General features: G+C 69.0%; 26 protein-coding genes and 1 riboswitch. Of the genes, 10 read left to right on the top strand and 16 right to left on the bottom strand.

The window, feature by feature from the left end; all coding sequences use genetic code 11:
* Positions 1 to 11: 11 nt before the first annotated feature.
* The 6 genes from pheT to rpmI form a co-directional block, all read right to left on the bottom strand.
* A complete protein-coding gene (gene pheT, locus ASG52_RS14675; RefSeq protein ID WP_056244436.1) occupies positions 12 to 2,435 on the bottom strand; it encodes a phenylalanine--tRNA ligase subunit beta in 2,424 nt (807 codons plus the stop codon).
* A 13-nt stretch (positions 2,436 to 2,448) separates the two neighbouring features.
* On the bottom strand, positions 2,449 to 2,928 hold the full coding sequence (locus ASG52_RS14670) for a hypothetical protein (RefSeq protein WP_056244435.1): 480 nt from the start codon (positions 2,926 to 2,928) through the stop codon (positions 2,449 to 2,451).
* The gene (locus ASG52_RS14665; protein WP_056244432.1) at positions 2,928 to 3,233 is read right to left on the bottom strand and encodes a hypothetical protein; all 306 of its coding nucleotides are present in this window, start codon (positions 3,231 to 3,233) and stop codon (positions 2,928 to 2,930) included. The genes ASG52_RS14670 and ASG52_RS14665 overlap by 1 nt, the downstream gene beginning before the upstream one ends.
* 25 nt (positions 3,234 to 3,258) lie before the next feature.
* A complete protein-coding gene (gene pheS / locus ASG52_RS14660; RefSeq protein WP_056244429.1) occupies positions 3,259 to 4,341 on the bottom strand; it encodes a phenylalanine--tRNA ligase subunit alpha in 1,083 nt (360 codons plus the stop codon).
* 190 nt (positions 4,342 to 4,531) lie between these two features.
* A complete protein-coding gene (gene rplT / locus ASG52_RS14655; RefSeq protein WP_012453520.1) occupies positions 4,532 to 4,897 on the bottom strand; it encodes a 50S ribosomal protein L20 in 366 nt (121 codons plus the stop codon).
* A 50-nt stretch (positions 4,898 to 4,947) separates the two neighbouring features.
* Positions 4,948 to 5,151: a 50S ribosomal protein L35 gene (rpmI, locus tag ASG52_RS14650; RefSeq protein ID WP_056244427.1), complete on the bottom strand. Its 204-nt coding sequence runs from the start codon at positions 5,149 to 5,151 to the stop codon at positions 4,948 to 4,950.
* A 389-nt stretch (positions 5,152 to 5,540) separates the two neighbouring features.
* On the opposite strand from rpmI, the gene ASG52_RS14645 reads away from it, so the two are divergent.
* Both ASG52_RS14645 and ASG52_RS14640 read left to right on the top strand, forming a co-directional pair.
* Positions 5,541 to 6,674 (top strand): glycosyltransferase family 4 protein, encoded by a 1,134-nt coding sequence (locus ASG52_RS14645; RefSeq protein ID WP_056244425.1) that lies wholly within the window; start codon positions 5,541 to 5,543, stop codon positions 6,672 to 6,674.
* Positions 6,675 to 6,857: 183 nt separating this feature from the next.
* Positions 6,858 to 9,194 carry an amylo-alpha-1,6-glucosidase gene (locus ASG52_RS14640; RefSeq protein ID WP_056244423.1) on the top strand — a complete coding sequence of 779 codons (2,337 nt, stop codon included), beginning with the start codon at positions 6,858 to 6,860 and terminating at the stop codon, positions 9,192 to 9,194.
* A gap of 244 nt (positions 9,195 to 9,438) precedes the next feature.
* Here the strand turns inward: ASG52_RS14640 and infC are convergent, their stop codons facing one another.
* Both infC and ASG52_RS14630 read right to left on the bottom strand, forming a co-directional pair.
* Positions 9,439 to 9,960 (bottom strand): translation initiation factor IF-3, encoded by a 522-nt coding sequence (infC, locus tag ASG52_RS14635; RefSeq protein WP_244535445.1) that lies wholly within the window; start codon positions 9,958 to 9,960, stop codon positions 9,439 to 9,441.
* 167 nt (positions 9,961 to 10,127) lie between these two features.
* The gene (locus tag ASG52_RS14630) at positions 10,128 to 11,366 is read right to left on the bottom strand and encodes a glycosyltransferase family 4 protein (RefSeq protein WP_056244417.1); all 1,239 of its coding nucleotides are present in this window, start codon (positions 11,364 to 11,366) and stop codon (positions 10,128 to 10,130) included.
* 128 nt (positions 11,367 to 11,494) lie between these two features.
* Between ASG52_RS14630 and ASG52_RS14625 the strand changes: the two genes are divergently transcribed.
* On the top strand, positions 11,495 to 12,289 hold the full coding sequence (locus ASG52_RS14625) for an alpha/beta hydrolase (protein ID WP_056244414.1): 795 nt from the start codon (positions 11,495 to 11,497) through the stop codon (positions 12,287 to 12,289).
* Between the two features lie 186 nt (positions 12,290 to 12,475).
* Here the strand turns inward: ASG52_RS14625 and ASG52_RS14620 are convergent, their stop codons facing one another.
* The 4 genes from ASG52_RS14620 to ASG52_RS14605 form a co-directional block, all read right to left on the bottom strand.
* A complete protein-coding gene (locus tag ASG52_RS14620) occupies positions 12,476 to 13,168 on the bottom strand; it encodes a L,D-transpeptidase (RefSeq protein ID WP_056244411.1) in 693 nt (230 codons plus the stop codon).
* A gap of 104 nt (positions 13,169 to 13,272) precedes the next feature.
* The gene (locus ASG52_RS14615) at positions 13,273 to 13,692 is read right to left on the bottom strand and encodes a hypothetical protein (RefSeq protein ID WP_056244408.1); all 420 of its coding nucleotides are present in this window, start codon (positions 13,690 to 13,692) and stop codon (positions 13,273 to 13,275) included.
* A gap of 167 nt (positions 13,693 to 13,859) precedes the next feature.
* Positions 13,860 to 14,066, bottom strand: a complete 207-nt coding sequence (locus ASG52_RS14610) for a DUF2842 domain-containing protein (protein ID WP_056244406.1) — start codon at positions 14,064 to 14,066, stop codon at positions 13,860 to 13,862.
* Positions 14,067 to 14,182: 116 nt separating this feature from the next.
* Entirely contained in the window at positions 14,183 to 14,659 is a 477-nt protein-coding gene (locus tag ASG52_RS14605) for a bleomycin resistance protein (RefSeq protein ID WP_082552570.1), read from the bottom strand.
* Between the two features lie 192 nt (positions 14,660 to 14,851).
* Between ASG52_RS14605 and ASG52_RS14600 the strand changes: the two genes are divergently transcribed.
* From ASG52_RS14600 to trhA, 3 genes are all read left to right on the top strand, one after another.
* Complete coding sequence (locus ASG52_RS14600) at positions 14,852 to 15,976, top strand: COX15/CtaA family protein (RefSeq protein ID WP_056244403.1); 1,125 nt, start codon at positions 14,852 to 14,854, stop codon at positions 15,974 to 15,976.
* A 5-nt stretch (positions 15,977 to 15,981) separates the two neighbouring features.
* Entirely contained in the window at positions 15,982 to 17,007 is a 1,026-nt protein-coding gene (locus ASG52_RS14595) for a glycosyltransferase family 61 protein (protein ID WP_056244401.1), read from the top strand.
* Between the two features lie 270 nt (positions 17,008 to 17,277).
* Positions 17,278 to 17,958 (top strand): PAQR family membrane homeostasis protein TrhA, encoded by a 681-nt coding sequence (trhA, locus tag ASG52_RS14590; RefSeq protein ID WP_056244398.1) that lies wholly within the window; start codon positions 17,278 to 17,280, stop codon positions 17,956 to 17,958.
* A 160-nt stretch (positions 17,959 to 18,118) separates the two neighbouring features.
* Here trhA and ASG52_RS14585 read toward each other — a convergent pair whose 3' ends face one another.
* Complete coding sequence (locus ASG52_RS14585; RefSeq protein ID WP_056244397.1) at positions 18,119 to 18,367, bottom strand: hypothetical protein; 249 nt, start codon at positions 18,365 to 18,367, stop codon at positions 18,119 to 18,121.
* A gap of 253 nt (positions 18,368 to 18,620) precedes the next feature.
* Positions 18,621 to 18,725, top strand: a riboswitch (TPP riboswitch).
* A 71-nt stretch (positions 18,726 to 18,796) separates the two neighbouring features.
* Here ASG52_RS14585 and thiC point away from each other — a divergent pair.
* The 4 genes from thiC to ASG52_RS14565 all read left to right on the top strand — a co-directional run bounded on the left by thiC (position 18,797) and on the right by ASG52_RS14565 (position 22,346).
* Positions 18,797 to 20,689 carry a phosphomethylpyrimidine synthase ThiC gene (gene thiC, locus ASG52_RS14580; RefSeq protein ID WP_056244395.1) on the top strand — a complete coding sequence of 631 codons (1,893 nt, stop codon included), beginning with the start codon at positions 18,797 to 18,799 and terminating at the stop codon, positions 20,687 to 20,689.
* Between the two features lie 207 nt (positions 20,690 to 20,896).
* On the top strand, positions 20,897 to 21,244 hold the full coding sequence (locus ASG52_RS14575; RefSeq protein WP_056244392.1) for a flagellar protein FlaG: 348 nt from the start codon (positions 20,897 to 20,899) through the stop codon (positions 21,242 to 21,244).
* Positions 21,245 to 21,362: 118 nt separating this feature from the next.
* On the top strand, positions 21,363 to 21,758 hold the full coding sequence (locus ASG52_RS14570) for a hypothetical protein (protein ID WP_056244389.1): 396 nt from the start codon (positions 21,363 to 21,365) through the stop codon (positions 21,756 to 21,758).
* A gap of 132 nt (positions 21,759 to 21,890) precedes the next feature.
* The gene (locus ASG52_RS14565) at positions 21,891 to 22,346 is read left to right on the top strand and encodes a hypothetical protein (protein ID WP_056244386.1); all 456 of its coding nucleotides are present in this window, start codon (positions 21,891 to 21,893) and stop codon (positions 22,344 to 22,346) included.
* Positions 22,347 to 22,445: 99 nt separating this feature from the next.
* On the opposite strand, the gene ASG52_RS14560 is transcribed toward ASG52_RS14565, so the two are convergent.
* The 3 genes from ASG52_RS14560 to fba are packed head-to-tail and all read right to left on the bottom strand — an operon-like array spanning position 22,446 to position 25,259.
* Positions 22,446 to 23,498 carry a tetratricopeptide repeat protein gene (locus ASG52_RS14560; protein WP_502691063.1) on the bottom strand — a complete coding sequence of 351 codons (1,053 nt, stop codon included), beginning with the start codon at positions 23,496 to 23,498 and terminating at the stop codon, positions 22,446 to 22,448.
* 14 nt (positions 23,499 to 23,512) lie between these two features.
* Positions 23,513 to 24,181, bottom strand: a complete 669-nt coding sequence (locus ASG52_RS14555; RefSeq protein ID WP_056244380.1) for a thiamine phosphate synthase — start codon at positions 24,179 to 24,181, stop codon at positions 23,513 to 23,515.
* Between the two features lie 10 nt (positions 24,182 to 24,191).
* Entirely contained in the window at positions 24,192 to 25,259 is a 1,068-nt protein-coding gene (gene fba, locus ASG52_RS14550; RefSeq protein WP_056244377.1) for a class II fructose-bisphosphate aldolase, read from the bottom strand.
* Positions 25,260 to 25,298 lie beyond the last annotated feature (39 nt).

Raw genomic sequence — 25,298 nt, 5'->3', positions numbered from 1 at the left:
TCAATCCGTCGTCAGGCGCGCAACGTCGCGCCGGTCTTCTTGCCCACCTCGGCGACGATCCTGGCGCTCACCGCCTCGATCTCCGCATCGGTCAGCGTGCGCTCGCTCGGCTGGAGCCGGACCGCGACGGCGACCGATTTCGAGCCCTCCGGGATGCCGACGCCCTCGTAGATGTCGAACACGTCGATGCCGGCGATCAGCTTGCGCTCGGCGCCCTGGGCCGCCTTGAGGATGTCGGCGGCGGTGACGTCGCGGGCCACCACGAAGGCGAAGTCGCGGGAGATCGCCTGGAGGCCGGACAGCGTCAGCGCAGGCTTGGCCTTGGTCGGGCGGTGGCGCGGCAGCGGCAGGGCGTCGAGGACGATCTCGAAGGCGACCTGAACGCCCTTGAGGTCCATCGCCTTGATCAGCCGCGGATGCAGCTCGCCGAAATGACCGACGATGGTCTTGGGGCCGAACTGGAGCGTGCCCGAGCGACCCGGATGGAGCCAGGAGGGGCCGCCCGCGACGACTTGAAGGCCGCCGGTCGGCACGCCCAGCGCGGTCAGCAAGGCGAGTGCGTCCGCCTTGGCATCGAACGCATCGACGGGCGCCGCCGCGCCGGCCCAGTGGCGTCCGGCTCCACCGTGGCGGGCGGTGCCGCGGCGGATGCCGGCCGCGCGCACGGACTGGCCCTCGGGCTCGTCGCTGGCGAAGCACTGGCCGACCTCGAACAGGGCGACGTCGGTGAAACCCCGGTCGGCATTGCGCTGGCCGGCTCGCAGGAGGCCCGGCACGAGGCTCGGGCGCATGTCCGAGAGGTCGGCGGCGATCGGATTGGCCAGCGCCAGATCGGCCCCGCCGCCGCCGAACAGCCGCGCATCCTCGGCGGCGATGAAGGAGTAGGTCACCGCCTCCATCAGGCCGCGGCTCGCGAGCGCGCGACGGGCGAGGCGGGTGCGCCGCTGCAACACGGTGAGCATCGGCTCGTGCGCCACCGCCTCGACGCGCGGCAAGGGCTTGGGCTCGATGCGGTCGAGGCCGGCGATGCGGACGATCTCCTCGACGAGATCGGCCTTGCCCTCGACATCGGCGCGCCAGGACGGCGGCAGCACCTTCACGCGGTCGCCCGAGCCGGCGACGTGGAAGCCCAGCGTCTCCAGCGTCACCTTCATTTCGGCGCGCGACAGCTCGATGCCGGCGAGCCGCCGCACCTCGGTCCAGGGGAAGTCGACGACCTGGGAGAGTTCCGGCACCTCGCCGGCGATGGTGGCTTGCGTCGGCGTGCCGCCGCACAGATCCATCACGAGGCGCGTCGCGAGATCGAGCCCCGGCAGGGCGAAGGCCGGATCGACGCCGCGCTCGAACCGGTAGCGGGCATCCGTGATGATGCCGAGGCGCCTGCCGGTGCGGGCGATGTTGCGCGGGTCCCAGAGCGCGGATTCGATGAGCACGTCGGTGGTGCCCTCGTCGCAGCCCGACGCCTGCCCGCCCATGATGCCGCCGATCGACTCGACGCCGTTGCCGTCCGCGATGACGACCGTGTCGTCGTCGAGCCGGTAGGTCTTGCCGTCGAGCGCGACCACGCTCTCGCCCTCCTCGGCGCGGCGCACCACGAGGCCGCCCGCGACCTTGTTCGCGTCGAACACGTGAAGCGGCCGGCCGCGGTCGAAGGTGAGGTAGTTGGTGATGTCGACGAGCGCGTTGATCGGGCGAAGGCCGATGGCGCGCAGCCGCTTCTGCATCCATTCGGGCGAAGGGCCGTTCCTGACGCCGCGCACGAGGCGGAGCGCGAAGAGCGGGCACAGGCCCTTGTCGGCGCCATCGAACTTCAGCGTCACCTCGGTCGGGCAGGCGCCCTCCCCCCGCACCGGCGGCAGTGGCTCGCGCTTGAGCGTGCCGATGCCGGTGGCGGCGAGATCGCGGGCGATGCCGTGGATCGAGGCGCAATCGGCGCGGTTCGGCGTCAGGTTGATCTCGATCACCGGATCGTCGAGCCCGGCCCAGACCGCGTAGGGCGTGCCCACCGGCGCATCCTGCGGCAGATCGAGGATGCCGTCGTGGTCCTCGCTCAAGCCCAGTTCCGCGCCCGAGCACAGCATGCCGCGGCTCTCGACGCCGCGGATCGTGCCGACCGAGAGGGTGATGTCCTTGCCCGGCACGTAGGTGCCGGGAGGGGCGAAGACCGAGAGCATGCCGGCGCGCGCGTTCGGCGCCCCGCACACGACCTGCAACGGCTGCCCGTCGCCGGCATCGACCTGACAGACGCGCAGGCGGTCGGCGTTCGGATGCTGCTCGGCGGAGACGACCCGCGCGATCACGTAGGGCTTGAGCGCGGCGGCCTTGTCCTCGATGCCTTCGACCTCCAGTCCGATGCGCGTCAGCGTCTCACTGATCGCGTCGAGCGAGGCCTCGGTGTCGAGGTGGTCCTTGAGCCAGGAGAGGGTGAATTTCATCGGGTGCGGTGCCTTAGCGGGCCTTCGTGACCAGAAGGATCGCGAGTTTCAAACGGTCGTCGGGCGGGAGGGCTTCGATCAGGTCGACGATCCGGCGTGCCTCCGCGATGTGCTGGAGCGTCAGGTCGCGGGAAAGTTCGAGCGCGGGCGTCCTGTAGTCGGCCCCGTGCCGCGCCTCCTGCAAATCCTTGAAGCGTGAACCGATCTCTAGGATGGCCGGCGCCATCGCGGCCGCCTCCTTGCCGGTCAGCCGATTCTTGGCGCTGCCGTGATCGAGCATCCGATAGACGGGTTCGAGCAAGTCGTTCGCCTTACTCCAGCCGACGAGTTGGCTCGCGCAGACGAAGCAGAGCGCATGAAACACGGCGTAGTACGCACTGCTGACCGCACGACGCATCGACGCCTTGCGCAGGTTCTTGCGACCCTTCTGCATCGCGAGCATGTCGGCAACGACGAGCAGGTCGTAGACGAGCGGATTGCCGAGGCGTGCCATCAGGACGACGGCTCCTCCTCGTTGCCGCCGGCCAGGATTTCGTCGCCGACGAAGAACGGCCGCAGATAGGGGAAGCGCTCCTCATCGAGGTCGAGAAGGCGCCGTCTCAGATCGGCGTGCGCCCTCGACACATCCTTGACGTCGCGCGGATCGACGCCCGGCTTGTAATGGAGCAGCACGTAGAACGACGGTTCCCCATCATGGTCGGTCTTGGTCTCGATCTCGAGATGGTCGAACCGCTCGGGCCCGAGCGCCTGCGCGAAAATCTCGCTGGCGAGAGCTTGGACATCCGCGTTCTTCAGCATCGCTCGTCTCCCGCCGGAGAATGTCTCACCCCGTCAGCCCGCCGACCAGGCTCGGCACGTCGATCGGCCGGAAGCCGTAATGGTCGAGCCAGCGCACGTCCGCCTCGAAGAACGGGCGCAGGTCCGGCATGCCGTATTTGAGCATGGCGAGGCGATCGATGCCCATGCCGAAGGCGAAGCCCTGGACCTGATCCGGATCGAGGCCGCCGTTGCGCAGCACGTTGGGGTGGACCATGCCGCAGCCCAGCACCTCCAGCCAGTCGGTGCCCTCGCCGAAGCGCAATTCCCCGTCCTTGCGCGAGCACTGGATGTCGACTTCCGCCGACGGCTCGGTGAAGGGGAAGAACGAGGGGCGGAAGCGCATCGTCACGCTGTCGACCTCGAAGAAGGCGCGGCAGAACGATTCCAGAACCCATTTCAGGTTGGCGATGTTGGCCGAGCGGTCGATCACGAGGCCCTCGACCTGATGGAACATCGGCGTGTGGGTCTGGTCGGAATCGTGCCGGTAGGTGCGGCCGGGCATGATCACGCGGATCGGCGGCTGCTTGGCCCGCATGGTCCGCACCTGCACCGGTGAGGTGTGGGTGCGCAGGAGCTTGCGCTTCCCGAAATTATCGGGGCGCAAGAAGAACGTGTCGTGCATCTCGCGGGCCGGATGGCCCTCGGGGAAGTTGAGCGCGGTGAAGTTCAGTTCGTCCGTCTCGATGTCGGGCCCTTCCGCCACCGAGAAGCCGAGATCGGAAAAGATCGCGGTGATCTCCTCGATCACCTGACTGATCGGATGGATGCGCCCGCGGGTCTCCGGCGCCTCGCGAAGCGGCAACGTCACGTCGATGCGCTCGGCGGCGAGCCGCGCGTCGAGGGCGGCCTCGGCCAGGGTCTCGCGCTTGGCGAGGATCGCGCCCTGCAGCCGGTCGCGCAGGCCGTTGATGAGGGGGCCGCGCTCACGCCTCTCGTCCGGCGTCATCGCGCCCAGCGTCTTGAGCAGTTCGGAGACGCTGCCCTTCTTGCCGAGCGCAGCGACACGCAGGGCTTCGAGAGCGGCCTCGTCACCGGCCTGCTCGATCTGGCCGAGAAGGTCGCGTTCGAGAGCGTCGAGATCTATCACGCTTCACTGTCCCTGAATGCGGCCGCACTGCAGCCTTCCTGGGCCGCGGGCCGCTTGTTTCGCGTTGCCCGCGATCCCGCAAGGGGCGGCCGTCGTCGTGATCCGAAAAACGAAAAGGCGCGGCGCTCCTTCGAAGCGCCGCGCCTTGAATGGAAGGGTCGCACTCCGCCCATTGAGGGCGGAACGCGGATCAGGCGGCCTTCGGCAGGGCCGACTTGGCCTTCTCGACGACGGCGGCGAAGGCGGCCGGCTCGTGGATGGCGAGTTCGGACAGGGCCTTGCGGTCCACCTCGATGCCGGACTTCGCCAGCGCATTGATGAAGCGCGAATAGGTCAGGCCGTGCTCGCGCACCGCCGCGTTGAGACGCTGGATCCAGAGAGCGCGGAAGGTGCGCTTCTTGTTCTTCCGGTCGCGGTAGGCGTACTGGAGGCCCTTCTCCACCGCCTGCTTGGCGATGCGGATCGTATTCTTGCGCCGGCCGTAATAGCCCTTGGCGGCCTTCAGGACTTTCTTGTGCTTCGCGTGACTGGTCACGCCGCGTTTGACGCGGGCCATGGGAGATCTCCTCGGATTCTAGAAAGACAGATTCGGCTGGGCGTGAAGGCTTACCGCTGGTTCGGCAGGAAGTACTTCTTCACGTTGGCGGCATCGCCCTCGAACAGGGTCGTGGTGCCGCGCAGGTTGCGGATCTGCTTCGTGGTCCGCTTGATCATCCCGTGGCGCTTGCCGGCCTGGGCGTACATCACCTTGCCGGTGCCGGTGATCTTGAAGCGCTTCTTGGCGCCCGATTTGGTCTTCAGCTTGGGCATTTGGCTCTCCTGACGCAACGGCGGGCCGGCCGGAGAGCCGGAGCCTTGCGCTGTGATGCTGCTGGAGCAACGGGAACCGCCACGGCAGCCCTATCGGCCGGGCGGTTCGACGCGGGCGGCTTATGGCAGAAACCGTTTCCGGTTTCAATCGATCGTGAGCGGGCAACCCATGCGCCACGCGGACGCTTATCGCACGTCAAGGTCTCATACGCCCACGAACGCGAAGACTGTGGAAAGCCGGCATTCGGTGGGCTTGCAAAGATTCCCCGTCGCGCCAGAGGCGGAGCGGAACCATAAACCTTGGCCGTCGGTTTCGTTCATGTCCCGCTCAGGCCGCGTCCTCCATTAGTCTCTGCAACATTCCATACCCGGTCACAGGAGACGTCTTCGTGCGCATTGCCCAGGTAGCCCCGCTCGCGGAAGCTGTTCCTCCGAAGTTCTACGGCGGCACCGAGCGTGTCGTGTCGTGGATCACGGAAGAACTCGTCCGTCAGGGTCATGACGTGACGCTGTTCGCCAGCGGCGACTCGCAGACTTCGGCCAAGCTCGCGGCCTGCCATCCGGAGGGTCTGCGCCTTCTCGGCTACCGCGACCACACCGCCGGCCATCTGGCGATGCTGCACCACGTCCATCGCCGGGCGCACGAGTTCGACGTGATCCACTTCCACATCGATCTGCTGCAGTATCCGATGTTCGAGGATCTGTACCACAAGTGCCTGACGACCATGCACGGTCGCCTCGACGTGCCGGACTTCATGCCGGTCTACAACACCTTCACCGGCATGCCGCTGGTCTCGATCTCGGACAACCAGCGCGAGCCGATGCCGGACAACTCCAACTGGCTGGCCACGATCCATCACGGCCTGCCGAAGCAGAACTGCCCGTTCTATCCGGACGCCAAGGGCGGCTACCTCGCCTTCCTCGGCCGCATCTCGCCCGAGAAGCGCCCCGACCGCGCGATCGAGATGGCGATCCGCTCCGGCACGCCGCTGAAGATCGCCGCCAAGGTCGACAAGGCCGACCAGGATTACTGGGACGAGAAGATCGAGCCGATGATCCACCACCCGTTGGTGGAGTATATCGGCGAGATCAACGAGGAGCAGAAGAAGGACTTCCTCGGCAACGCCCTGGCGCTGGCCTTCCCGATCGACTGGCCGGAGCCCTTCGGCCTCGTGATGATCGAGGCGATGTCGGCGGGCACCCCGGTGATCGCCTTCGGCAACGGCTCGGTCCCCGAGGTGATCAAGGACGGCGTGTCGGGCTATATCGTCAACACGCTCGACGAGGCGGTCGAGGCCTGCCGCAAGGTGCGCGACCTGCCGCGGGCCGGCGTCCGCAGCCACTTCGAGGGCCGCTTCACCGCCGAAGTGATGGTCCGCAAGTACGTCTCGGCCTACGAGCAGCTCCTCGCCGGACAGGGCAACGTCATCAAGATGCCGTCGGCGGGCGCCTTCTCGCCCCAGTACGGCGAATTGAACGGCAAGGCCGGCGCGCCGATCCACGTCGCTGCGATGCCCGCTTAAAAGCCGAACACCCAAAAGCTATGGCCGGCCCTCTCGCCGGGGCCGGCCCGGCGCCTAACTGAACGATCCTCACCACGCCGCCGGTCGTGCCACACGACCGGCGGTTTTCGATTCGAAAGGTCCGGACCTTGCGAGGTTTCAGGACCAACGACTCGCACGGATCATCGGCAGGAGGCGCTTCGCATGGCGGCACAGGACGACGCGGCAAAGGCCAGATACGCCGAGAATGAGACCAAGCAGGCGGCGAAGGCAGGCTTTCAGGACGCGGACGAGGCGCTGCCCCAGTACCACATCGAGGCTCAGGCCTCGCTCGTCGAGCGCCCCTTGCGCTCGCTAAAATACGGCGAGGCCTTCGCCGTCCTCGACAGCTACGGCGACATCGGCTGGTATCCCGGCGCCGACGGCCTCTACTTCCAGGATACCCGCTACCTCTCGCGTCTCGCACTCACCGTCGAGGACGAGCGGCCGATGATGCTGTCCTCGGCGATGCAAGACGACAACGGCGCGCTGTCGGTCGATCTCACCACGCCGGACATCCGGTTGGACGCCGGCGACGATACCGCGATCCCCCGCGAGCTGATCGCGCTGGAGCGTACCAAGTTTCTGTTCAAAGGCACCTGCTACGACCGGATCGGCCTCCGCAACTACGACACCCGTCGGCGCAAGCTTCGCATCGGGGTGACGTTCGATGCCGATTTCCGCGACCTGTTCGAGGTGCGCGGCTCCGACCGGACGAAGCGCGGCAAGCGCACCGTGGAGCGGCGCTCGGACACCGAGGTGCAGTTCCGTTACGCCGGCCTCGACGACATCGTCCGCACCACCTCGGTGCATCTCGGCCCCAAGCCGCATCTGCTGGAGCCGGGCAAGGCCGAATTCGTGGTGGAACTCGCGCCAGGCGCCAACACCTCGCTGTTCATCCGCGTCGCCTTCGAGTCGCATCGTGCCTTCACCAAGGTGCCCGGCCCCGAGAAGGCCGGCGAGGCCGCCGCCGCCGGTCTGTCGCGGGCGGCGGGCAGCCTCTCCGACCGGCCGGACCGGAATTTGAGCGAGGGCCGCATCTTCGCCCGCGCCTACCGCGACAACCGCCGCGACCTGCGCGGGCTGACCGCCGGCATCACCACGATCATCTCCTCGAACGACCAGTTCAACGAGGGCCTCTGCCGCGCGACCGCCGACCTCTACATGCTGGCGACGCGCACGCAGGAGGGCGTCTACCCCTTCGCCGGCATCCCCTGGTACTCGACCGTGTTCGGGCGCGACGGGATCATCACGGCGATGATGGCGCTGTGGATCGACCCGAATTTCGGCAAGGGCGTGCTGCGCTTCCTCGCCGCGACCCAGGCCAAGGCTGTCGATCCGGCCGCCGACGCCCAGCCCGGCAAGGTGCTGCACGAGACGCGCCGCGGCGAGATGGCGATGCTCGGCGAGGTGCCGTTCCGGCACTATTACGGCACCATCGACGGCACGCCGCTCTTCGTGATGCTGGCCGCCCAGTACCACGAGGTCACGGGCGACCTCGACACGATCCGCTCGATCTGGCCGCAGCTCAAGCTCGCGCTGGACTGGATCGACCAGTACGGCGACCGCGACGGGGACGGCTTCGTGGAATACGCCCGCGAGACCGAGCAGGGGCTGGCCAACCAGGGCTGGAAGGACAGCCACGATTCGATCTTCCACGCCGACGGCGCCATGGCCAAAGGGCCGATCGCGCTGTGCGAGGTGCAGGGCTACGTCTATGCGGCGAAGCTGGGCGCGGCGAAGCTTGCGAATCTCCTCGGTGAAGGCGATCTGGCGACGCGACTCACGGCCGACGCCGAAAAACTACAAAAAAAGTTCGACGAGGCGTTCTGGTGCGAGGAGATCGGCACCTATGCGCTGGCGCTCGACGGGGCCAAACGCCCCTGCGCGGTTCGCTCGTCCAACACCGGCCACGCCCTGTTCACCGGCATCGCCCTGCCGGAGCGGGCGGCACAGGTGGCGGGCCAGCTCCTGTCGAAGGACGGCTTCAACGGCTGGGGCATCCGCACGGTGGCGAAGGGCGAAGCGCGCTACAATCCGATGTCGTACCACAACGGCTCGATCTGGCCGCACGACAACGCGATCTGCGCCATGGGGCTCGCCCGCTACGGCCTCAAGGACGAGGCGGCGCGCGTGTTCGAGGGCATGTTCGACACCAGCCTCTATTACGACCAGAAGCGGCTGCCGGAACTCTTTTGCGGCTTCATGCGGCGGCGCCAGCGCGGGCCGGTGAGCTACCCGGTCGCCTGCTCGCCGCAGGCCTGGGCGGCGGCGGCGCCGTTCGCCTTCCTGGCGGCGACCCTCGGGCTCGAACTCGACCACGCCCGCAACCGCATTCGCTTCCGCAACCCGGTGCTGCCGAAGTTTCTGGAGGCGGTGGAGCTGTTCAATCTCAAGCTCGGCTCGTCCCGCGCCGACATCCGCCTGCACCGCCACGGCCACGACGTGACGGTGGCGGTGACCCGGAGGGTCGGCGACGTGCAGATCTCGATGCTGAAGTAATCTTTCGGGCCTCGAGCCGCCTCGCCTCTCCGGTGGGGCGGCCTTCCCGTCCACTGTGATTACGGGGCGTGAAGCGAACCCGGAATCCCCCCGTGATGCGCGGCCCTATACGGCTTCGCGGCCAGTCGCGAGTTCCGGGTTCCGCTCCGCGGCTCCGGGATGACGGCGGCTCATCGAGACAAAAAAATGCGCCGTCCCCTCTCGGGGACAGCGCATGGGTCCGGCCGAACCGGACGAATCTCTTTTAGCGCGGCGCCAGGATCATGATCATCTGGCGGCCTTCGAGCATCGGCTCGCTCTCGACCTTGGCGATCTCGGCCGTCTCGACCTTGACCCGCTCGAGCAGACGCAGGCCGATGTCCTGGTGGGCCATCTCGCGACCGCGGAAGCGCAGGGTGACCTTCACCTTGTCGCCTTCCTCGAAGAAGCGGTGCACCGCCTTCATCTTCACGTCGTAATCGTGCTTGTCGATGCCGGGGCGGAGCTTGATCTCCTTCACCTCGACGGTCTTCTGCCGCTTGCGCGCCTCGTTCTGCTTCTTCTGCTCGTTGAAGCGGAAGCGCCCGTAGTCGAGGAACTTGCAGACGGGGGGGACCGAATTCGGGGCGATCTCAACGAGATCGAGGCCGATCTCCTCGGCCATCGCCAGGGCATCGAAGAAGGGCACGACGCCCTTGTTCTGGCCGTCCTGATCGATGAGCTGGACGTCGCGGACGCCGCGGATGTCCCGGTTGGCGCGCGGCCCGTCCTTCTGCGGGGCCGGCATGGCTCTCATTGGTCTGCGAATGGCTTGGTTCTCCTGTATCAACGACGAAACGGCAGCCTGAAGACCCCGCTTCGAGCGAGCCCCGGCCACCGATCGATCCGGCTCGGCCGGACGGCGCTAACTTGGCAAATCTTCTTGGCAAGTCAACTCGCGGGAGCGCGTTCGGTTCACGCAGCCCCTAAAGTCCCGCGCCCGAGCAGCCCGGCATAGACGCCGAGCGTCCCTGCAATCATCCGATCGAGGGAGAAATGCGCCTCGACATGGCCTTGCGCCCGGCGGCTCATCGCGTCGCGGGCGCTGGCCCGGAGCGTCAGCGCCTCGGCGAGGGCGTCGGCGAGCGCCACCGCGTCGCCCGCGGGCACGCGCCAGCCCGTGCGCTGGGCGGGATCGACGTCGGGCGGGGCCAGCACGGTCTCCGGCACCGCGCCGAGATCGGAGACGACCACCGGGATGCCGAGCGCCTGCGCCTCCACCGCCGAGCGCCCGAACGCCTCGGGCTCGACCGAGGGCACCGCCACCACGGAAGCCGCGCGGAAGGCCGCGGGCATGTCGGTGCAGTGGCCGGTCCGGCGCACGATGCCGGTGAGGCCGCGCGCCTCTATCAGGGCGTCCAACTCTCGCTCGTAGTTCGTGCGCCCCTGCGCGTCGCCCGCCAGCACCACGGCGAGATCGGTGAGCCCGAGGTCGCGCATCCGGGCCGCCGCCTCGATCAGCACGCGCTGGCCCTTCCAGGCGGTGAGGCGGGCGGCGAGCAGCACCACGCGCTCGTGCGGGGCGACCCCCCAGGCCCGGCGCAGGGCCTCGACGCGTGCCGGCGCCACCGCCGAGGGCGTGAAGGTGGAAAGATCGGTGCCGCGATGGATCACCACGATCCGGTCGCCCGCCTGCTCGGGATGCGCCCGGCGGATCAGGTCGGCGGTGTAGTGCGAGTTGGCGATGACGACGTCGCCCCGCGCCATCACCGAATTGTAGAGCAGCTTGACGCCGGTGCGGCCCGAATAGCTGCCGTGATAGGTCGTCACGAACGGGATTCTGAGGCGACGGGCGGCCCCCAGCGCCACCCAGGCCGGGGCGCGAGAGCGGGCGTGGAGGATCTGCACGCCCTCGCGGCGGCAGAGCCGTGCGAGCCGCTCGACGTTCACCGCCATGGCGAGCGGGTTCTTCGTGTTGGCCGGAAACGGCACCCAGGTGCCGCCCTTGGCCTGCAACTCGCCAACGAGCCGGCCGCCCTCGGTGGCGACCAGCGCCCGGGCGCCGGCCTCGGCGAGCGCGGCGGCGACATCGACGGTGGTGCGCTCGGCGCCCCCGGCTTCCAGCGCCGGGATGATCTGCAGCACCGTGACGCCCGCGAGCGGCGGCGGCTCACCCGCCTGGACCGGGCCCCCGGACAAGCCGACCCCGTTCATCGCCGGCCCCGCGGCCGCGGGAGGGTCGCTCGAAACGCGTTCATCCCTTGAGAATCGACTCAGGCGCTTTACGGTTCGGTAAACGGTGCCTCACCGGATTTTCCCGAATTGCGAGGGTTTTCGCGCACGTGACGACGACACCCCCCTCCCCCGACGATCTGCCCGTGACGCACCTGACCGTCGGCGGCGAAAACCCGCGCCGCCTGGCCCTGCGCATCCGCGAGGGCGACGGCCCGGCGGTGGTCTGGCTCGGGGGCTTCCGCTCCGACATGCGTGCCACCAAGGCCGCCGCCCTCGATGCCTGGGCCGCGGGCGCGGGCCGGCGCATGGTGCGGTTCGACTATTCCGGCCACGGCGAGTCCGAGGGGCGGTTCGAGGACGGCACCATCTCCGACTGGCTCGCCGACGCGGAAGCCGTGATCGCGGCGCATGCGGGCGAGCGGCCGATCCTCGTCGGCTCGTCCATGGGCGGCTGGGTCGCCTGCCTCGCCGCCCGCAACCGGGCGCGGCAGGGTGGTCGCGTCGGCGGCCTCGTGCTGATCGCTCCGGCCCTCGACTTCACGGAAGAGCTGATGTGGGCCTCGTTCCCCCCCGAAATCCGAAAAACGCTGGAACGCGAAGGCGTCTGGTACCGCCCAACGGACTATGCGCCGGAGCCCGACCCAATCCGCATGGCGCTGATCGAGGACGGGCGGCGGCACCTCCTGCTCGGCGAGGCGCTGGAGCCGGGCGGCCCGGTCCACATCCTGCAAGGGATGCGCGACCCGGATGTTCCCTACGCCCATGCGCTGCGCATCCTAGAACGCCTGCCGGCGGACGATACGCGCCTGACGCTCATCAAGGACGCCGACCACAGGCTGTCGCGCCCGCAGGACATCGCGTTGTTGGTTCGCACCGTCGAGGCGATGGCGCGGGAGCCGTGAGCGCGGACTTACGTTCAGGATGATCGGGTAATCACCACCGTCATTCCGGGGCCGCGCAGCGGGACCCGGAATCCACGACTGGCCTCGACGCTCCGTTTTCGCATCGCATCACGGGTGGATTCCGGGTTCGCCTTCGGCGCCCCGGAATGACGGGCGTTCAGGGTGAAAGTGCGCCTTCCGATCGTCTCACGCCGGAAGGACCACCACCTTCGTCTTCACCGGCGTGCGCGAATACAAATGAATCATGTCCTGGCTGAGCAGGCCGACGCAGCCGCTGGTGATGCCGGAGCCGATCGTTTCCGGGTCGCTGCTCGCGTAGATCGTATACAGCGTGTAGGCGCCGTTCTGGTACAGGTGGAGCGTGCGGGCGCCGAGCGGGTTGTCGAGGCCGCCGGGCATGCCGCGGGCGTATTTCGCGGCCTCGGGCTGGCGCTTGATCATCTCCTTGGGCGGGGTCCAGGTCGCCCATTCGGACTTGCGGCCGACATAGGCGTCGCCGCTCCACAGGAACCCGTCGCGCCCGACATTGGCGCCGTAGCGGGTCGCCATGCCGTCCTCCTCGATCCGGTAGACGTAGTATTTTCCGGGATCGACCACGATGGTGCCGGGCGCCTCCTTCGAGGCGTATTGCACCGTCCGGCGGTAGTACTTCGGATCGACTTTTCTGATGTCGACCGCGGGGATCGCGAACTTCTCGTCCGGCAGGGGCCCGTAGGTCTTGGCGGCTTCCGCCATCAGCGCGCCGTCGGCGGTGACGCAGCCACCGAGGCTGAGCGCACCGAGACCGGCGGCGGAGCCGGCCAGAAATCCGCGGCGGTTGAGAAAGGGCGCCCGCGGCGCGAAGCCGCCGAGCGCGGCGTTCTTGCGATCGATCGTCATGATCCCGGACTCCTTCGTCCTGTCATCCGACGCGACCGGAAACGGCTAAGCTTTCGAAGTCAAGACACAGCCCGCCCGAAAACCGTGAGCGGCGCGGTTCTCGGCTATCGCCGCCGACGTCTGTGGCGCTGGCGCGGCGCTTCGGAGCTGGATTCGGCGACGCTCCCGCCGTCGTCCACGGTGCCGACGGTGAAGGCGGCGCTCATCCGGCCGTTGCGGCGGCTGTAGCGGCTGCGGCGGCCGCGGCGCCCCTCCTGCACCTCCGGCTCCTCGACCGCCGGGATGCCGGGGATCGTCGCCGTCGAGGCGACGGGGACGGGGGCGCTCATGGCGGCGGAGCCGTCTCCGCCGCCGACATTGCGGGCGGGCGGTCCGAACATCGCCAGGCACTGGTTGTAGGCGAGGTCGTTCTTCAGCCGCTCGCACTCCGCCATGGAGCGCGGCGCGCCCTGCGCCGCGGCCGGGACGGCGAGCGCCAGCAGGCAGCCGGACGTGAGGAGGATCGAGCGGAACGGAGGGCGCATGATGCGGCGGGCGACCCTGGGTGAGGCGGCGGGGAAGCTTGAGCGTGGCAGGCGTCAGGCCTTCTCGCCGGGGAGTGCGGCGAAAAAAGGTGCGCGCCGCGTCCCTTCCGCGTCGCCCAATATGATTAATGAAATCTTTTCGCCGCTGTCCGCACCCTGTCGCGCCGCTAACTGTCGGGGCGCTCCATCCAGCGGATCAGCGGCATCAGCGGAAAGATCCAGGCGATGCCGAGGATGCAGTAGGCGACCGTCTGGATCGCCGGATGCGCCTGCGAGATCCGGCTGTCGGCCAGCGCCATGGCGAGCGGCGCGTAGACGATCACGAAGGCCAGGATGCCGAAGGTGCCGAGGAAGGTGCGCGTACGGCGGCGCATGGGTGCGGGATACCGTGTCGTTCGAGGTCGCACGGTCGTACCGGCCGGAGGCTCGGGCCGCAACGCCGGGACGCTGCGTCAAACCGGGCCCCGGTGTCCGATCCGCAGCCGGGATGCTACTCCGGTTGCCGCTGCCCGAGGCTCTCGGCCAAGCGCACCAAATACCCGTCGGGGTCCTGAACGAGGCATTCCCGCTGACCGCCCTCCATGGGTCCGATCCGGTACCAAGCCTCGCTTGGCGCCTCGAACAGCGGCCAACGCGCCGCATCGAGTGCAGTCAGGATCGGGGCGAGCCGATCGACCATGATCTGGAAGTTCACGCCGCGGCCGTAGGGGCGCTCGAGGGAGCCTGTGTCCCATCGACCGTTGTGCTGGCACAGCATGATCTGAGCGCCGCCCCGCGTGAGATAGCCGAACCGCGCCGCTGTGCGATCATAGGCCACCGCGAAGCCGAGGAGGCCGCACCAGAACCGCAGGCTCTCGTCGAGATCGCGGACGGACAGCTCCGGCGTCAGAGCCGAGAACCCGTCCGCCGGAGGCTGGCCGGAGCCGGAGGCACGAGCACGCGCGGCAGGATCGGAAAGCGGTTCCATCGCGGCAATCAGATCATGCTCGGGAAAAGGCGGTCAAGGTTCGCGCAGGGTCGGAACCGGCCGGTCGGTCGGTGATGGCGCGAAAGACAAGCTGCGACACCCCCCGATCATCCGCCGCGTTGCGCCCCGCCCACCGCTTCCCGTAAGGCACGGGCCATATCCGGCCTTTCCGGCGAGAACCCGCAAAAGATCATGCGACTGTCCCCAGCCTCGACCGACCTCGCTCCCGCGCGCGCCGGCCAGCGCGCCGTCCGGGCATGGCTCTACCTGCTGGCGGCCCTGGTGGTCGCGATGGTCGCCATCGGCGGGGCGACGCGGATGACCGGCTCGGGGCTGTCGATCACGGAGTGGCGGCCCGTGACCGGCGTGGTGCCGCCGCTGAGCGCGGCCGATTGGGCGGCGGAGTTCGGCAAGTACCGCGACACGCCGCAATTCCGCATCCTCAACCAGGGCATCGCGCTTTCCGACTTCAAGACGCTGTACTGGTGGGAATGGGGCCACCGCCTGCTCGGGCGCGTGGTCGGCCTCGTGTTCTTCCTGCCGTTCCTGTTCTTCTGGGCGCGCGGCTTCCTCTCGCGGCGCCTGCTGCTCGGGCTGCTCGGTCTCGGGCTGCTCGGCGGGCTTCAGGGTGCCATCGGCTGGATCATGGTCGCCTCGGGCCTCCAGCCCGGCATGACTGCGGTGGCCCCGCTCAAGCTCGCGCTCCACCTCACCACCGCGAGCCTGATCCTGGCCGGCCTCGTCTGGCTCGCCGCGGGCACCCGGCCCGGCGCACTGGAGCCCGCTCCCGGCCCGGTGCGGACAGGAGCCTGCCTGATGCCGGCTTTGGTGCTGATGCAGATCTGGCTCGGCGGGCTGGTGGCCGGCTCCAAGGCCGGCCTCGTCCACAACACCTGGCCGGACATGGACGGGATGTTCCTACCCCCAAGCCAAGCGCTGTTCGCGCAGGTGCCGTGGATCGAGAACTTCGTCGACAACCTCACCCTGGTCCAGCTCAACCACCGCCTGTTCGCCTATCTCGTGGTGCTGGTGGCGCTGATCCACGCCGTCGATGCGCTCCGCCGCTCCGCCGGACCGGCGGCGGGCCGGGCCGTGGGCGTCGCGGTGCTGGCGACCGCCCAGATGGGGCTCGGCATCGTCACGCTGCTGTTGCAGGTGCCGCTCTGGGCGGGCCTCGCCCATCAGGTCTTCGCCATGGCGGTGCTGGTGATGGCGACCGTCCACGCCCGGCTCAGCCTCGGCACCGCCGCCGCGCCCGCCCCGGCCGCGCCCCAGCCGATGGTGCCGATCGGGTTCGAGGCCCTGGCCGGGCGCTGACCCGCATGGCGCGGCAGCGCCCTCCCCTGCTGCCGTGCCGGACGCTGTGGGGCACTTGCGAGCGGCACGATGCCCGGCCCGGCTGGCGCCGCTTCGCCCACGCGGATTTCCACCCGATCGACGGCGACGCACCCTGGGGCCTGTTCGCCCGCGATGGCAGCCTCCTCGGCACCGGACGCGCGCCGAGCGTGCCGCTGCCCGAGCCGGAGCCGGTGGAGACCGGGCCCCTGCTCTCCATCGGCCTGCTCGCGCTGCATTACGGGCATTTCCTCATCAACACCCTGCCCCATCTCTGGCCGCTCGTCGGCTGGCAGGGCGAGCGGCCGAAGCTGCTCTGCCACGCCAAGCTCGGAAGCTGGCGGAGCGCACCGTTCCTGGAAAAAATCCTTGGGCGGCTGGGCTTCACGCTCGACGATCTCGTCACCTTCGAGCGCCCGGTGCGCCTTGCCGATGTGCTGGTGCCGGAGCCGGCGCTGCACGAGCAGGCGAGCGTCCACGCCGTCTACGGCGATCTCTGCCGCGCCATCGGCGCGGGCTTCTGGACACTGGGCGAGGTCGATACCGTGGCGCGCCCGGCCTACCTCGCCAAGACGCGGCTCGCGTCCGGCATCACCCGGCTCGTCAACGAGGACGAGATCGCCGACGAGCTGGCGCGCCACGGCGTCGAGATCGTCCATCCCGAGACCCTCGATTGGCCGGCGCAGGTGCGCCTGCTCTCGGAGCGGCGGACGATCCTCGGCACCGTGGGTTCGGCCTTCCACACCACCGTATTCGCGGCCCCGAACCGGCGCCTCGTCGGCCTCAACTGGCAGCCGGCCTTGAACGCCAACTTCGCTCTGCTCGACGGCCTCAACGGGACACGGGCGCGCTACCTCCACGCGCCCGGCACGCTCTACCGCGAACGCGGCGCCTTCGAAGTCTCGTGGGAGGTGCCCGATCCGCGCGGGATCGCCCAGGCGATGCTGGCGGAAGTCGAGGCGCTCGACCGAAACGAGCCCGCGCCCCGCCGCGGCTTACGGTCTCGCTCCTGATCCCGGTGTGCCACCCGGTGGTTGGCTCGAAACCTGCTGCGTGCGCGGCGGCGGTTCACGAAACCGTCGCGGTCCGTCCCGATCCTGCACGCTGCGTGCACGGCGATGCAACATGCCATGCGCTTCTTCTTGCGCCGCACAAGGCAAGACCAGTTGTCATTCGTTCATGACTCTCGTGCGACACTCAGATTGACACCTGTGGATGCGTATTTTTCGGATGGAACGACTTGTGACTTGAAGAATTGAACGACACCAACGCGGGAGCATAGGATGTTTGTCGCGGACGATGGGCGCCCCCTGGGCCTGACCTGGCACTATACGCCGCGCGAGATGCGGGCGGATGGAGCCGTCCACGTCGCGGGCGTCCTCTTCGGTGTTCTCGGGGCGGTCTGCCTGATCGTCACCGCGGCGCTGAACCATCTCGGCTGGATGGAGCGGGCCTCACTGCTGGTCTACGCGACCGCTCTGGTGGCGATGCTCGGGGCGTCCGCCGCCTACAACATGTGGCCGATCTCGCCACGCAAATGGATCCTGCGCCGGCTCGACCACGCCTTCATCTACCTGATGATCGCCGGCACCTACACGCCGGTCGTGGCGCTGGTTGGCTCGGGAATCGTCGCCTGGAGCCTGCTCGCCCTGGTCTGGACGGTCGCGCTCGCCGGCATCGCCATCAAGATCCTGATGCCGGGCCGCTGGGACCGGGTCTCGATCGTGCTCTACCTGATGCTCGGCTGGAGCGGCGTGCTCGCCTACGAATCGGTGATCTCGGGCTTGAGCCCCTCCGCCTTCTGGCTGCTCGCCACCGGCGGCCTGCTCTACTCGGTCGGCGTGGTGTTCCACGTCTGGCGGAGCCTGCCGTTCCAGAACGCGATCTGGCACGCCTTCGTGCTCGCCGCCACCGCGTGCCATTACGGCACGATCATCACGAGCGTGCTCGCCGCGGGGACGTGATCCCTCCTGCCCCCCTCATCCTGAGGTGCTTCGCTGAAAGCGAAGCCTCGAAGGAGGGCTCCAGGGATCGCTGAGCGAACTGGAGCCCTCCTTCGAGGCTGCTGCGCAGCACCTCAGGATGAGGGGGATGGGCGGGGAGACGCGCGGTTCGAAAAAACCCTCACGCGCTCTCCGGCCCGCCGCCTTCGCCGATGGTGTCGGAGGCGCGCTCGACCGCGCCGATCGCGTCGAGCAGGTGCTGCACGCTGCGCTCCACCTCGATGGCCGGGCGGTCCATGGCGGCGGCGCGCTCCACCAGCCCTTCGAGCCGATCGAGAACGTCCAGGAGATCACCCGCCACGGCCGCCGCGTCGCTGGCGACGCGGGAACGGGTGGGTTGGGGCCTGCGGAAGGGAACGACCGTGCTCATCGAGAGCCTGTGTCGCGGATGGCGGGCGTCCGCGCCACCCCGAAGCCCGCGCCCATCCACATTTGCAGGCCGATCCGGCGGTCTCCCTCGCGGATTGGTGAGTTTTGGGTGAGGCCGTTGTTCGAGATGCGCGGCAAACCGGCAAGGTTCGGGGTCGGCCGTAGCCATTCCGAAGAGTCCGGTGAAACCGAACACTCCGAATCGCGTGTTTGCCGACACGGATTGACAAGGATGGCGCGGCGGAAGAGGTTGGAATCGTTCCGAGGGGGGCCCTAACCGGGCTGAGAGTGGGCACCACGCCCTGACCCTTGAACCTGATCCGGTTCGTACCGGCGGAGGGACGGGAACCTGTGGCCGGCGCGCGAGGCGTCGGCCTTCCGCACCATCGTCGGGACCAACGGGTCGCCTCCCACGCCAGGAGCGACAGCGATGAACGCACCCGTCCGTCCCAAAGACTTCCCCCAGAACAATCCCGCCAGCGTGACCACCGGGCCGATCCAGGGCTCGCGCAAGGTCTACGACGCGGTCCCCGGCCATCCCTACATCCGCGTGCCCTACCGTGAGATCGCGCTCTCCGACGCCAAGGAGGCGCCGGTGCGGGTCTACGATCCGTCCGGCCCCTACACCGAGACGGATGCCGGCATCGATCTGGAGAAGGGCCTGCCGACGGCCCGCGAGCCCTGGATCGCCCGGCGCGGCTACGCGGCGGTGAAGCCGCGTGAAGTGAAGCCCGAGGACAACGGCTTCGCCTCGGCCGACAAGCTCGTCGCCCCGTGCCCGGCCGAGCGCACGATCCGCCGGGCCGAGCCCGGCCAGATGGTGACGCAATACGAGTTCGCAAAGGCCGGAATCGTCACCGAAGAGATGATCTACGTCGCGCACCGCGAGAACGCGTGCCGCGCCGAGATGCTGAAGAGCGCCGAAGCCGCGCTCGCCGACGGCCAGAACTTCGGCGCGGCGATCCCACCCTTCATCACCCCCGAATTCGTCCGCGAGGAGATCGCCCGCGGCCGGGCCATCATCCCGGCCAACATCAACCACCTCGAACTCGAGCCGATGGCGATCGGCCGCAACTTCCTCGTGAAGATCAACGCCAACATCGGCAACTCAGCCGTCACGTCGTCGGCCGCGGAAGAGGTCGAGAAGCTGGTCTGGTCGATCCGCTGGGGCGCGGACACCGTCATGGACCTCTCGACGGGCCGCAACATCCACAACATCCGCTCGTGGATCGTGCGCAACTCCCCCGTGCCGATCGGCACCGTGCCGATCTACCAGGCGCTGGAGAAGGTCGGCGGCGACCCGCTCAAGCTCGATTGGGAGGTGTTCAAGGACACGCTCATCGAGCAGGCCGAGCAGGGCATCGACTACTTCACCATCCATGCCGGCGTGCGCCTCGCCCACGTGCCGCTGACCGCGCGGCGCACCACCGGCATCGTCTCGCGCGGCGGCTCGATCATGGCGCGCTGGTGCCTCGCCGGGCACCGTGAGTCGTTCCTCTACGAGCGGTTCGACGAGATCTGCGACATCATGCGGGCCTACGACGTGTCGTTCTCGCTCGGCGACGGCCTGCGCCCCGGCTCAATCGCGGATGCCAACGACGCGGCCCAGTTCGCCGAGCTGGAAACGCTGGGCGAACTCACCCAGATCGCCTGGGCGAAGGGCTGCCAGACCATGATCGAGGGCCCCGGCCACGTGCCGATGCACAAGATCAAGGTCAACATGGAGAAGCAGCTGCGCGAATGCGGCGAGGCGCCGTTCTATACGCTCGGCCCGCTGACGACCGACATCGCGCCGGGCTACGACCACATCACCTCCGGCATCGGCGCGGCGATGATCGGCTGGTTCGGCTGCGCCATGCTCTGCTACGTCACGCCGAAGGAGCATCTCGGGCTCCCGAACCGCGACGACGTGAAGACCGGCGTCATCACCTACAAGATCGCCGCCCACGCCGCCGACCTCGCCAAGGGCCACCCCGCCGCGCAGCTGCGCGACGACGCCCTCAGCCGCGCCCGGTTCGATTTTCGCTGGGAGGACCAGTTCAACCTCTCGCTGGACCCGGACACGGCCCGCGCCTACCACGACGAGACCCTGCCGAAGGACGCCCACAAGGTCGCCCATTTCTGCTCGATGTGCGGCCCGAAATTCTGCTCGATGAAGATCACGCAGGACCTGCGCGCCGACGTGCTCGCCATGGAGGAGGCCGGGATCGTGCTGGGGCAGGCCAAGCCCCTCTCGGAGGCGGAGCGCGAGGCCGGCATGGCGGCCAAGTCCCAGGAGTTCCTGGCCGAGGGCGGCAAGCTCTACGTCGACGCCGCCGAGTAAGCTTTGTGGGGGGCGGCCGGCACACGCGCCGGCCGCCCCTTCGTGACAGCCCGTATCATTCGATCGTTTCTTTGGGAAAATCTTTACGATTCATCGACTCCGTTCCGCGGCAGCGGGGGAGAACGAGCCTCGTTTAAGACTCCACTTATCGTCCGCGCGTGTTCTTGGGGTCATGGTTCCTCCCTGAACCTGAGAAGGACACCCGCCATGGACGCGATCCGTCCAGCACCGCCGATGCCGCCCGTCGCACCGGCCTCTACCGTCACCCCGATCCGTCCCGTGGCGGGCCCGTCGAACGGACCCGAGTCGCGGGTGCTCGACCCGGCGGTCTCCATCGACGTGCGCCCCGACGCCGCCGAGGCCAAGTCCTCCGAGCCGGAGCGGCGCGCCTACATCCGCGATCAGGACACCGCCTCCCTGGTCTTCCGCGTCACCGACCCCAAGACCGGCGACGTGGTGATGCAGCTCCCCACCGAGGTGGTCCTGCGGGCCCGCGCCTACGCCCGCGAAAACAGCGCGGCCTTCAGCGGCGAGCGGCTCGTCAAGACGGCGTGATCCGACCGCCCCTGCGCCGCCGCACCGCGGCGGCCGATGCCTTGACTCTCGGGGCCTCGCCCCAATCTTCGGCTGAAAGCGGGGCCATGCCCCACACTGGACAGCCGGACCCCACCTCATGCGCTTGTCGATCCTCACCACCTGCTTTTCCGCCGTCGTGATCCTGGCGGCCCTCGGACCGGCGGATGCCGCCAATCGCAAGGTTCAGGTGCCGCACCGCTACGATGGTCGGTGGAGCATCGAGGTCGTGACCCGCGACGGCCCCTGCGACCGCGCCTACCGCTACGGCGTCCAAATCCAGCGCGGCGAGGCGGTCTATGGCGGCGGCGAGGTGAACATTCAGGGCCGGGTTTCGGCCAACGGCGCCGTACGCGGCATCATCTCCCGCGGCGACAACGCCGCCCAGGTGACCGGGCGCCTGACCCCCGGCGGCAGCGGCTCGGGCACGTGGCAGACGGTCGGCAACGGCCTCATCAGCTGCAGCGGCAACTGGAACGCCATGCGCCGGGGCTGAACCCGCTCTGTGGCGCCGGGGAGACAACCGAACTTTGTGTCGCGCTGCGGCATGGAGTCGGCCCCGATGCCCTAGATCTGTCGGTTTGTTCAGGGAAGGATGGGGGCGTTCGACACCGGTTCGAGACGCCCCATGAAAGCCGTGCTGCTCTGCGGTCTTGCCGTCGCCCTCACCACCTCGGCCGTGGAGGCGCGCCCCGCCGCCCGCCAGCACGTGCCCGGCACGGCGCTTACGGTGCTGGCCCCGCTCGAAGAGGCCGCCACCGCCTGCTTTGCCGAGACGGTACTGTCGAACCCCAAGGCGATGCGCTTCGCCCGCGAGGCTCGCTGGTTCGAGGCCGCGGGCGTCATCGGCTTCCTGTGCCGCCCCGAGGTGCAGCGCATGGCGGTCGCCCATGACCAGATCTACGGCCGCGGCACCGGCGAGCGCTTCTTCAAGGGCGCCTATGCCCGCCATCTCGACAAGCAGCTCGCCGCCCGCCTCCAGCCGATGCTGGAGACGAAATCGGTCGCCAGCGCCGAGCCCCCGGCGGAGAAGGCCGTGCTGACCGACGTCACCGAGACCGGCTCGACCTCCGACGAGCACTGAGCCCGGTCGGCTCGTCCAACCCCCCCCCTCATCAAGAGGTGCCATAGCGTAGCGAAGGCCTCGAAGAAGGGCGCGGGTGTGTCGTGGCTTTCGAGACGGCTACTGACCTGCCCGTTCCGCCGCCAGCGCCTCGGCGCGCTTGCGCTCGTCCGGGGTGAGCCCGGCGGTAGCCTGATCGAGCACGTCGTCGGAGCGCCCCTGCGCCGTTGCGGCGAGGTTCCAGCCCGCCGCCTCGATGAGGTTCTTGGGCACGCCGCGGCCGTGGAGATAGAGCCGGGCGACGCGGTTCTGGGCGATGGCGTTGCCGCGGCGCGCCGCGTGCAGGAAGTAGCGGGCGGCCCGCGCCTCATCCTTGGTCACGCCGTCGCCGAGAAACAGCCGGATCGCGAACTCCACCTCGCCCGCGAGGTCGCCGTTGTCGGCGGCGCGCCGGAACCACTGCGCCGCCTGGACCGTGTCGCGCTTCACGCCCTTGCCCTGGAGGTAGAGCACGCCGAGCGCGTGCTGGGCCGAGGCGATCTCGGCCTCGGCCGCCTTGCGGAAGTTGGTTGCCGCGGCCGCGTGCTCCTCGGGCTTCGCGTCGGCGATCTGGATCAGGGCGAGGTTGTAGGCAGCAGCCGGCTCGCCGCGCTGGGCCGCCTTCTCCAGCCACTCGCGCCCGGCCTTGGCGTCCTTGGGCTGGCCGCGCCCGTCCATCGCCATCAGGCCGAGCGAGGCCATGGCGTGCGGCTCGCCCTGGGCGGCGGCGAGGCGGTACCATTCGAGCGCGCGCTTGGGGTCCTGCTTGGTGCCGAGGCCCTGGTTGTAGAGTTCGCCCAGCAGCGTCATGGCCGGGGCATCCTTGGGGTTTGCCTCGATGCGCTTGGTCGCCTCGCGGAACGCCGTGACGTAGCGCCCGCGCTGATAGGCGCCGTAGGCCGCATCCGGGTTCGGGCTGGGCCGGGCCGGCAGCACTCCATCGGATTTCGCGCTGTAGGGTGAGGGCAGCTCGCGATCGAGGCCCTGGCCGGGCTTCTTGGCCGGGGCCGCCTCCTTGGCGGGCGTCTCGGCGGGCTTGGGCACCGCGAGCGCCACGCCCGGCACGACGGCGAGGCCGGCACCGAGCGCCCAAAGCCTCAGCTGGCCGCCGCGACCGCGCGAAAAAACGTCCAAATCTCCAAAAAAAATCATCGAGCCTTGTCGAGAATCGCCTGCGCCGCGCGCACGCCCTCGGCATCGCCGAGCCAGAGGGCGCTTTCGAGGCCGACGAACTCGGCCCCCGTCGCGGCGAGCGCCTCGACCTCGTGGGCCAGTGCCGCAACCGCGATGCAGGGCGTCTCGAAGATCTCGGCCCACCACGTCGCGCGCTCGCGCACCTCGTCGGCGTCGGGCGCCACGCCGTCGGGAAACAGGCCGCCGAACAGCAGGTAGTCGGCGCCGGTCTCGCCCGCGAGCATGGCAGCATCGCGCGAGCCGAGCACGCCGCCCGCCCCGAGGATGCGCCCGTCGCGCAGGCGCCCGCGCAGGTCGCGCAGGGTCTCGTCGTCGGCGCGGTCCACATGGACGCCGTCGGCCCCGCCGCGGGCCGCGACCGAGACGAGATCGCCGTCGAAATCCGGCACGGCGACGACGACCGCCGCGCCGCGCTCCTGCGCCGCCGGGCAGAGCTTCTTGAGCAGGGCGACGAGGCTGCGTTCGTCGGCACGCGCGAGCCGCAGGATCACCGCCGCCACGTCGCCGGTCGCGCAGGCAGCTTCGAGCGCCCGCGCGGTCGCCTCGGCTTGCTCGGAGCCGAGGCCGTAGAGAGACAGGAGGGCGAGGCGGGGTTTAGGGCCCGCCGCTTGCGGCTCGCTCACGTGGATTGCCTCAGGCGTCGATGCGGGGGTCGAGGGAGCCGCTGGCGTAGCGCTTGGCCATCTCGGCGACCGAGATCGGGCGGATCTTCGAGCCCTTCCCCGCCGTCTCGAACTCCTCGAAGCGCTGCTTGCACAGCTTGGTCATCGCCTCCATGGCGGGCTTCAGGTACTTGCGCGGATCGAACTCCTCCGGGCTCTCGGTGAGGATGCGGCGGATCTGGCCGGTCATCGCCATGCGGTTGTCGGTGTCGATGTTGATCTTGCGCACGCCGTGCTTGATGCCGCGCTGGATTTCCTCGACCGGCACGCCCCAGGTCGGCTTCATCTGGCCGCCGAACTTGTTGATGATGTCCTGCAGCTCCTGCGGCACCGAGGAGGAGCCGTGCATGACGAGGTGGGTCGTCGGCAGGCGGCGGTGGATCTCCTCGATCACGTTCATGGCGAGCACGTCGCCGTCGGGCTGGCGGGTGAACTTGTAGGCACCGTGGCTGGTGCCCATGGCGACGGCGAGCGCATCGACCTTGGTCTCGCGCACGAACTTCACCGCCTCCTCCGGGTCGGTCAGGAGCTGGTCGTGGGACAGTTCGCCCTCGGCGCCGTGGCCGTCCTCGGCCTCGCCGGTGCCGCTCTCGAGCGAACCGAGCACGCCCAGCTCACCCTCGACCGAGACGCCGGCCCAGTGGGCCATCTTGGTGACGTTGCGGGTGATCTCGACATTGTAGTTGTAGTCGGCCGGGGTCTTGCCGTCGGCCTTCAGGGAGCCGTCCATCATCACCGAGGTGAAGCCGTACTGGATCGCGGTGGCGCAGGTGGCTTCGTTGTTGCCGTGGTCGAGATGCATGCAGACCGGGATGTGCGGGTAGATTTCCACGAGGCCGTCGATGAGCTTGGCCAGCACCACGTCGTTCGCGTAGGCGCGCGCGCCGCGGCTCGCCTGGAGGATCACCGGCGAATCGGTGGCGTCCGCCGCCGCCATGATGGCGAGGCCCTGCTCCATGTTGTTCAGGTTGAACGCGGGCACGCCGTAGCCGTACTCGGCGGCGTGGTCGAGGAGCTGCCGGAGGGTGATGCGGGCCATGATTCGATCCTCGTCCGATGCGGCCCTCGCGCGGGCCTA

The sequence above is a fragment of the Methylobacterium sp. Leaf456 genome, assembly GCF_001425465.1.
Classification (GTDB): domain Bacteria; phylum Pseudomonadota; class Alphaproteobacteria; order Rhizobiales; family Beijerinckiaceae; genus Methylobacterium.
The sequence above is the reverse complement of the archived record's forward strand: the minus strand, read 5'-3'. Positions and strand labels throughout refer to the sequence as shown.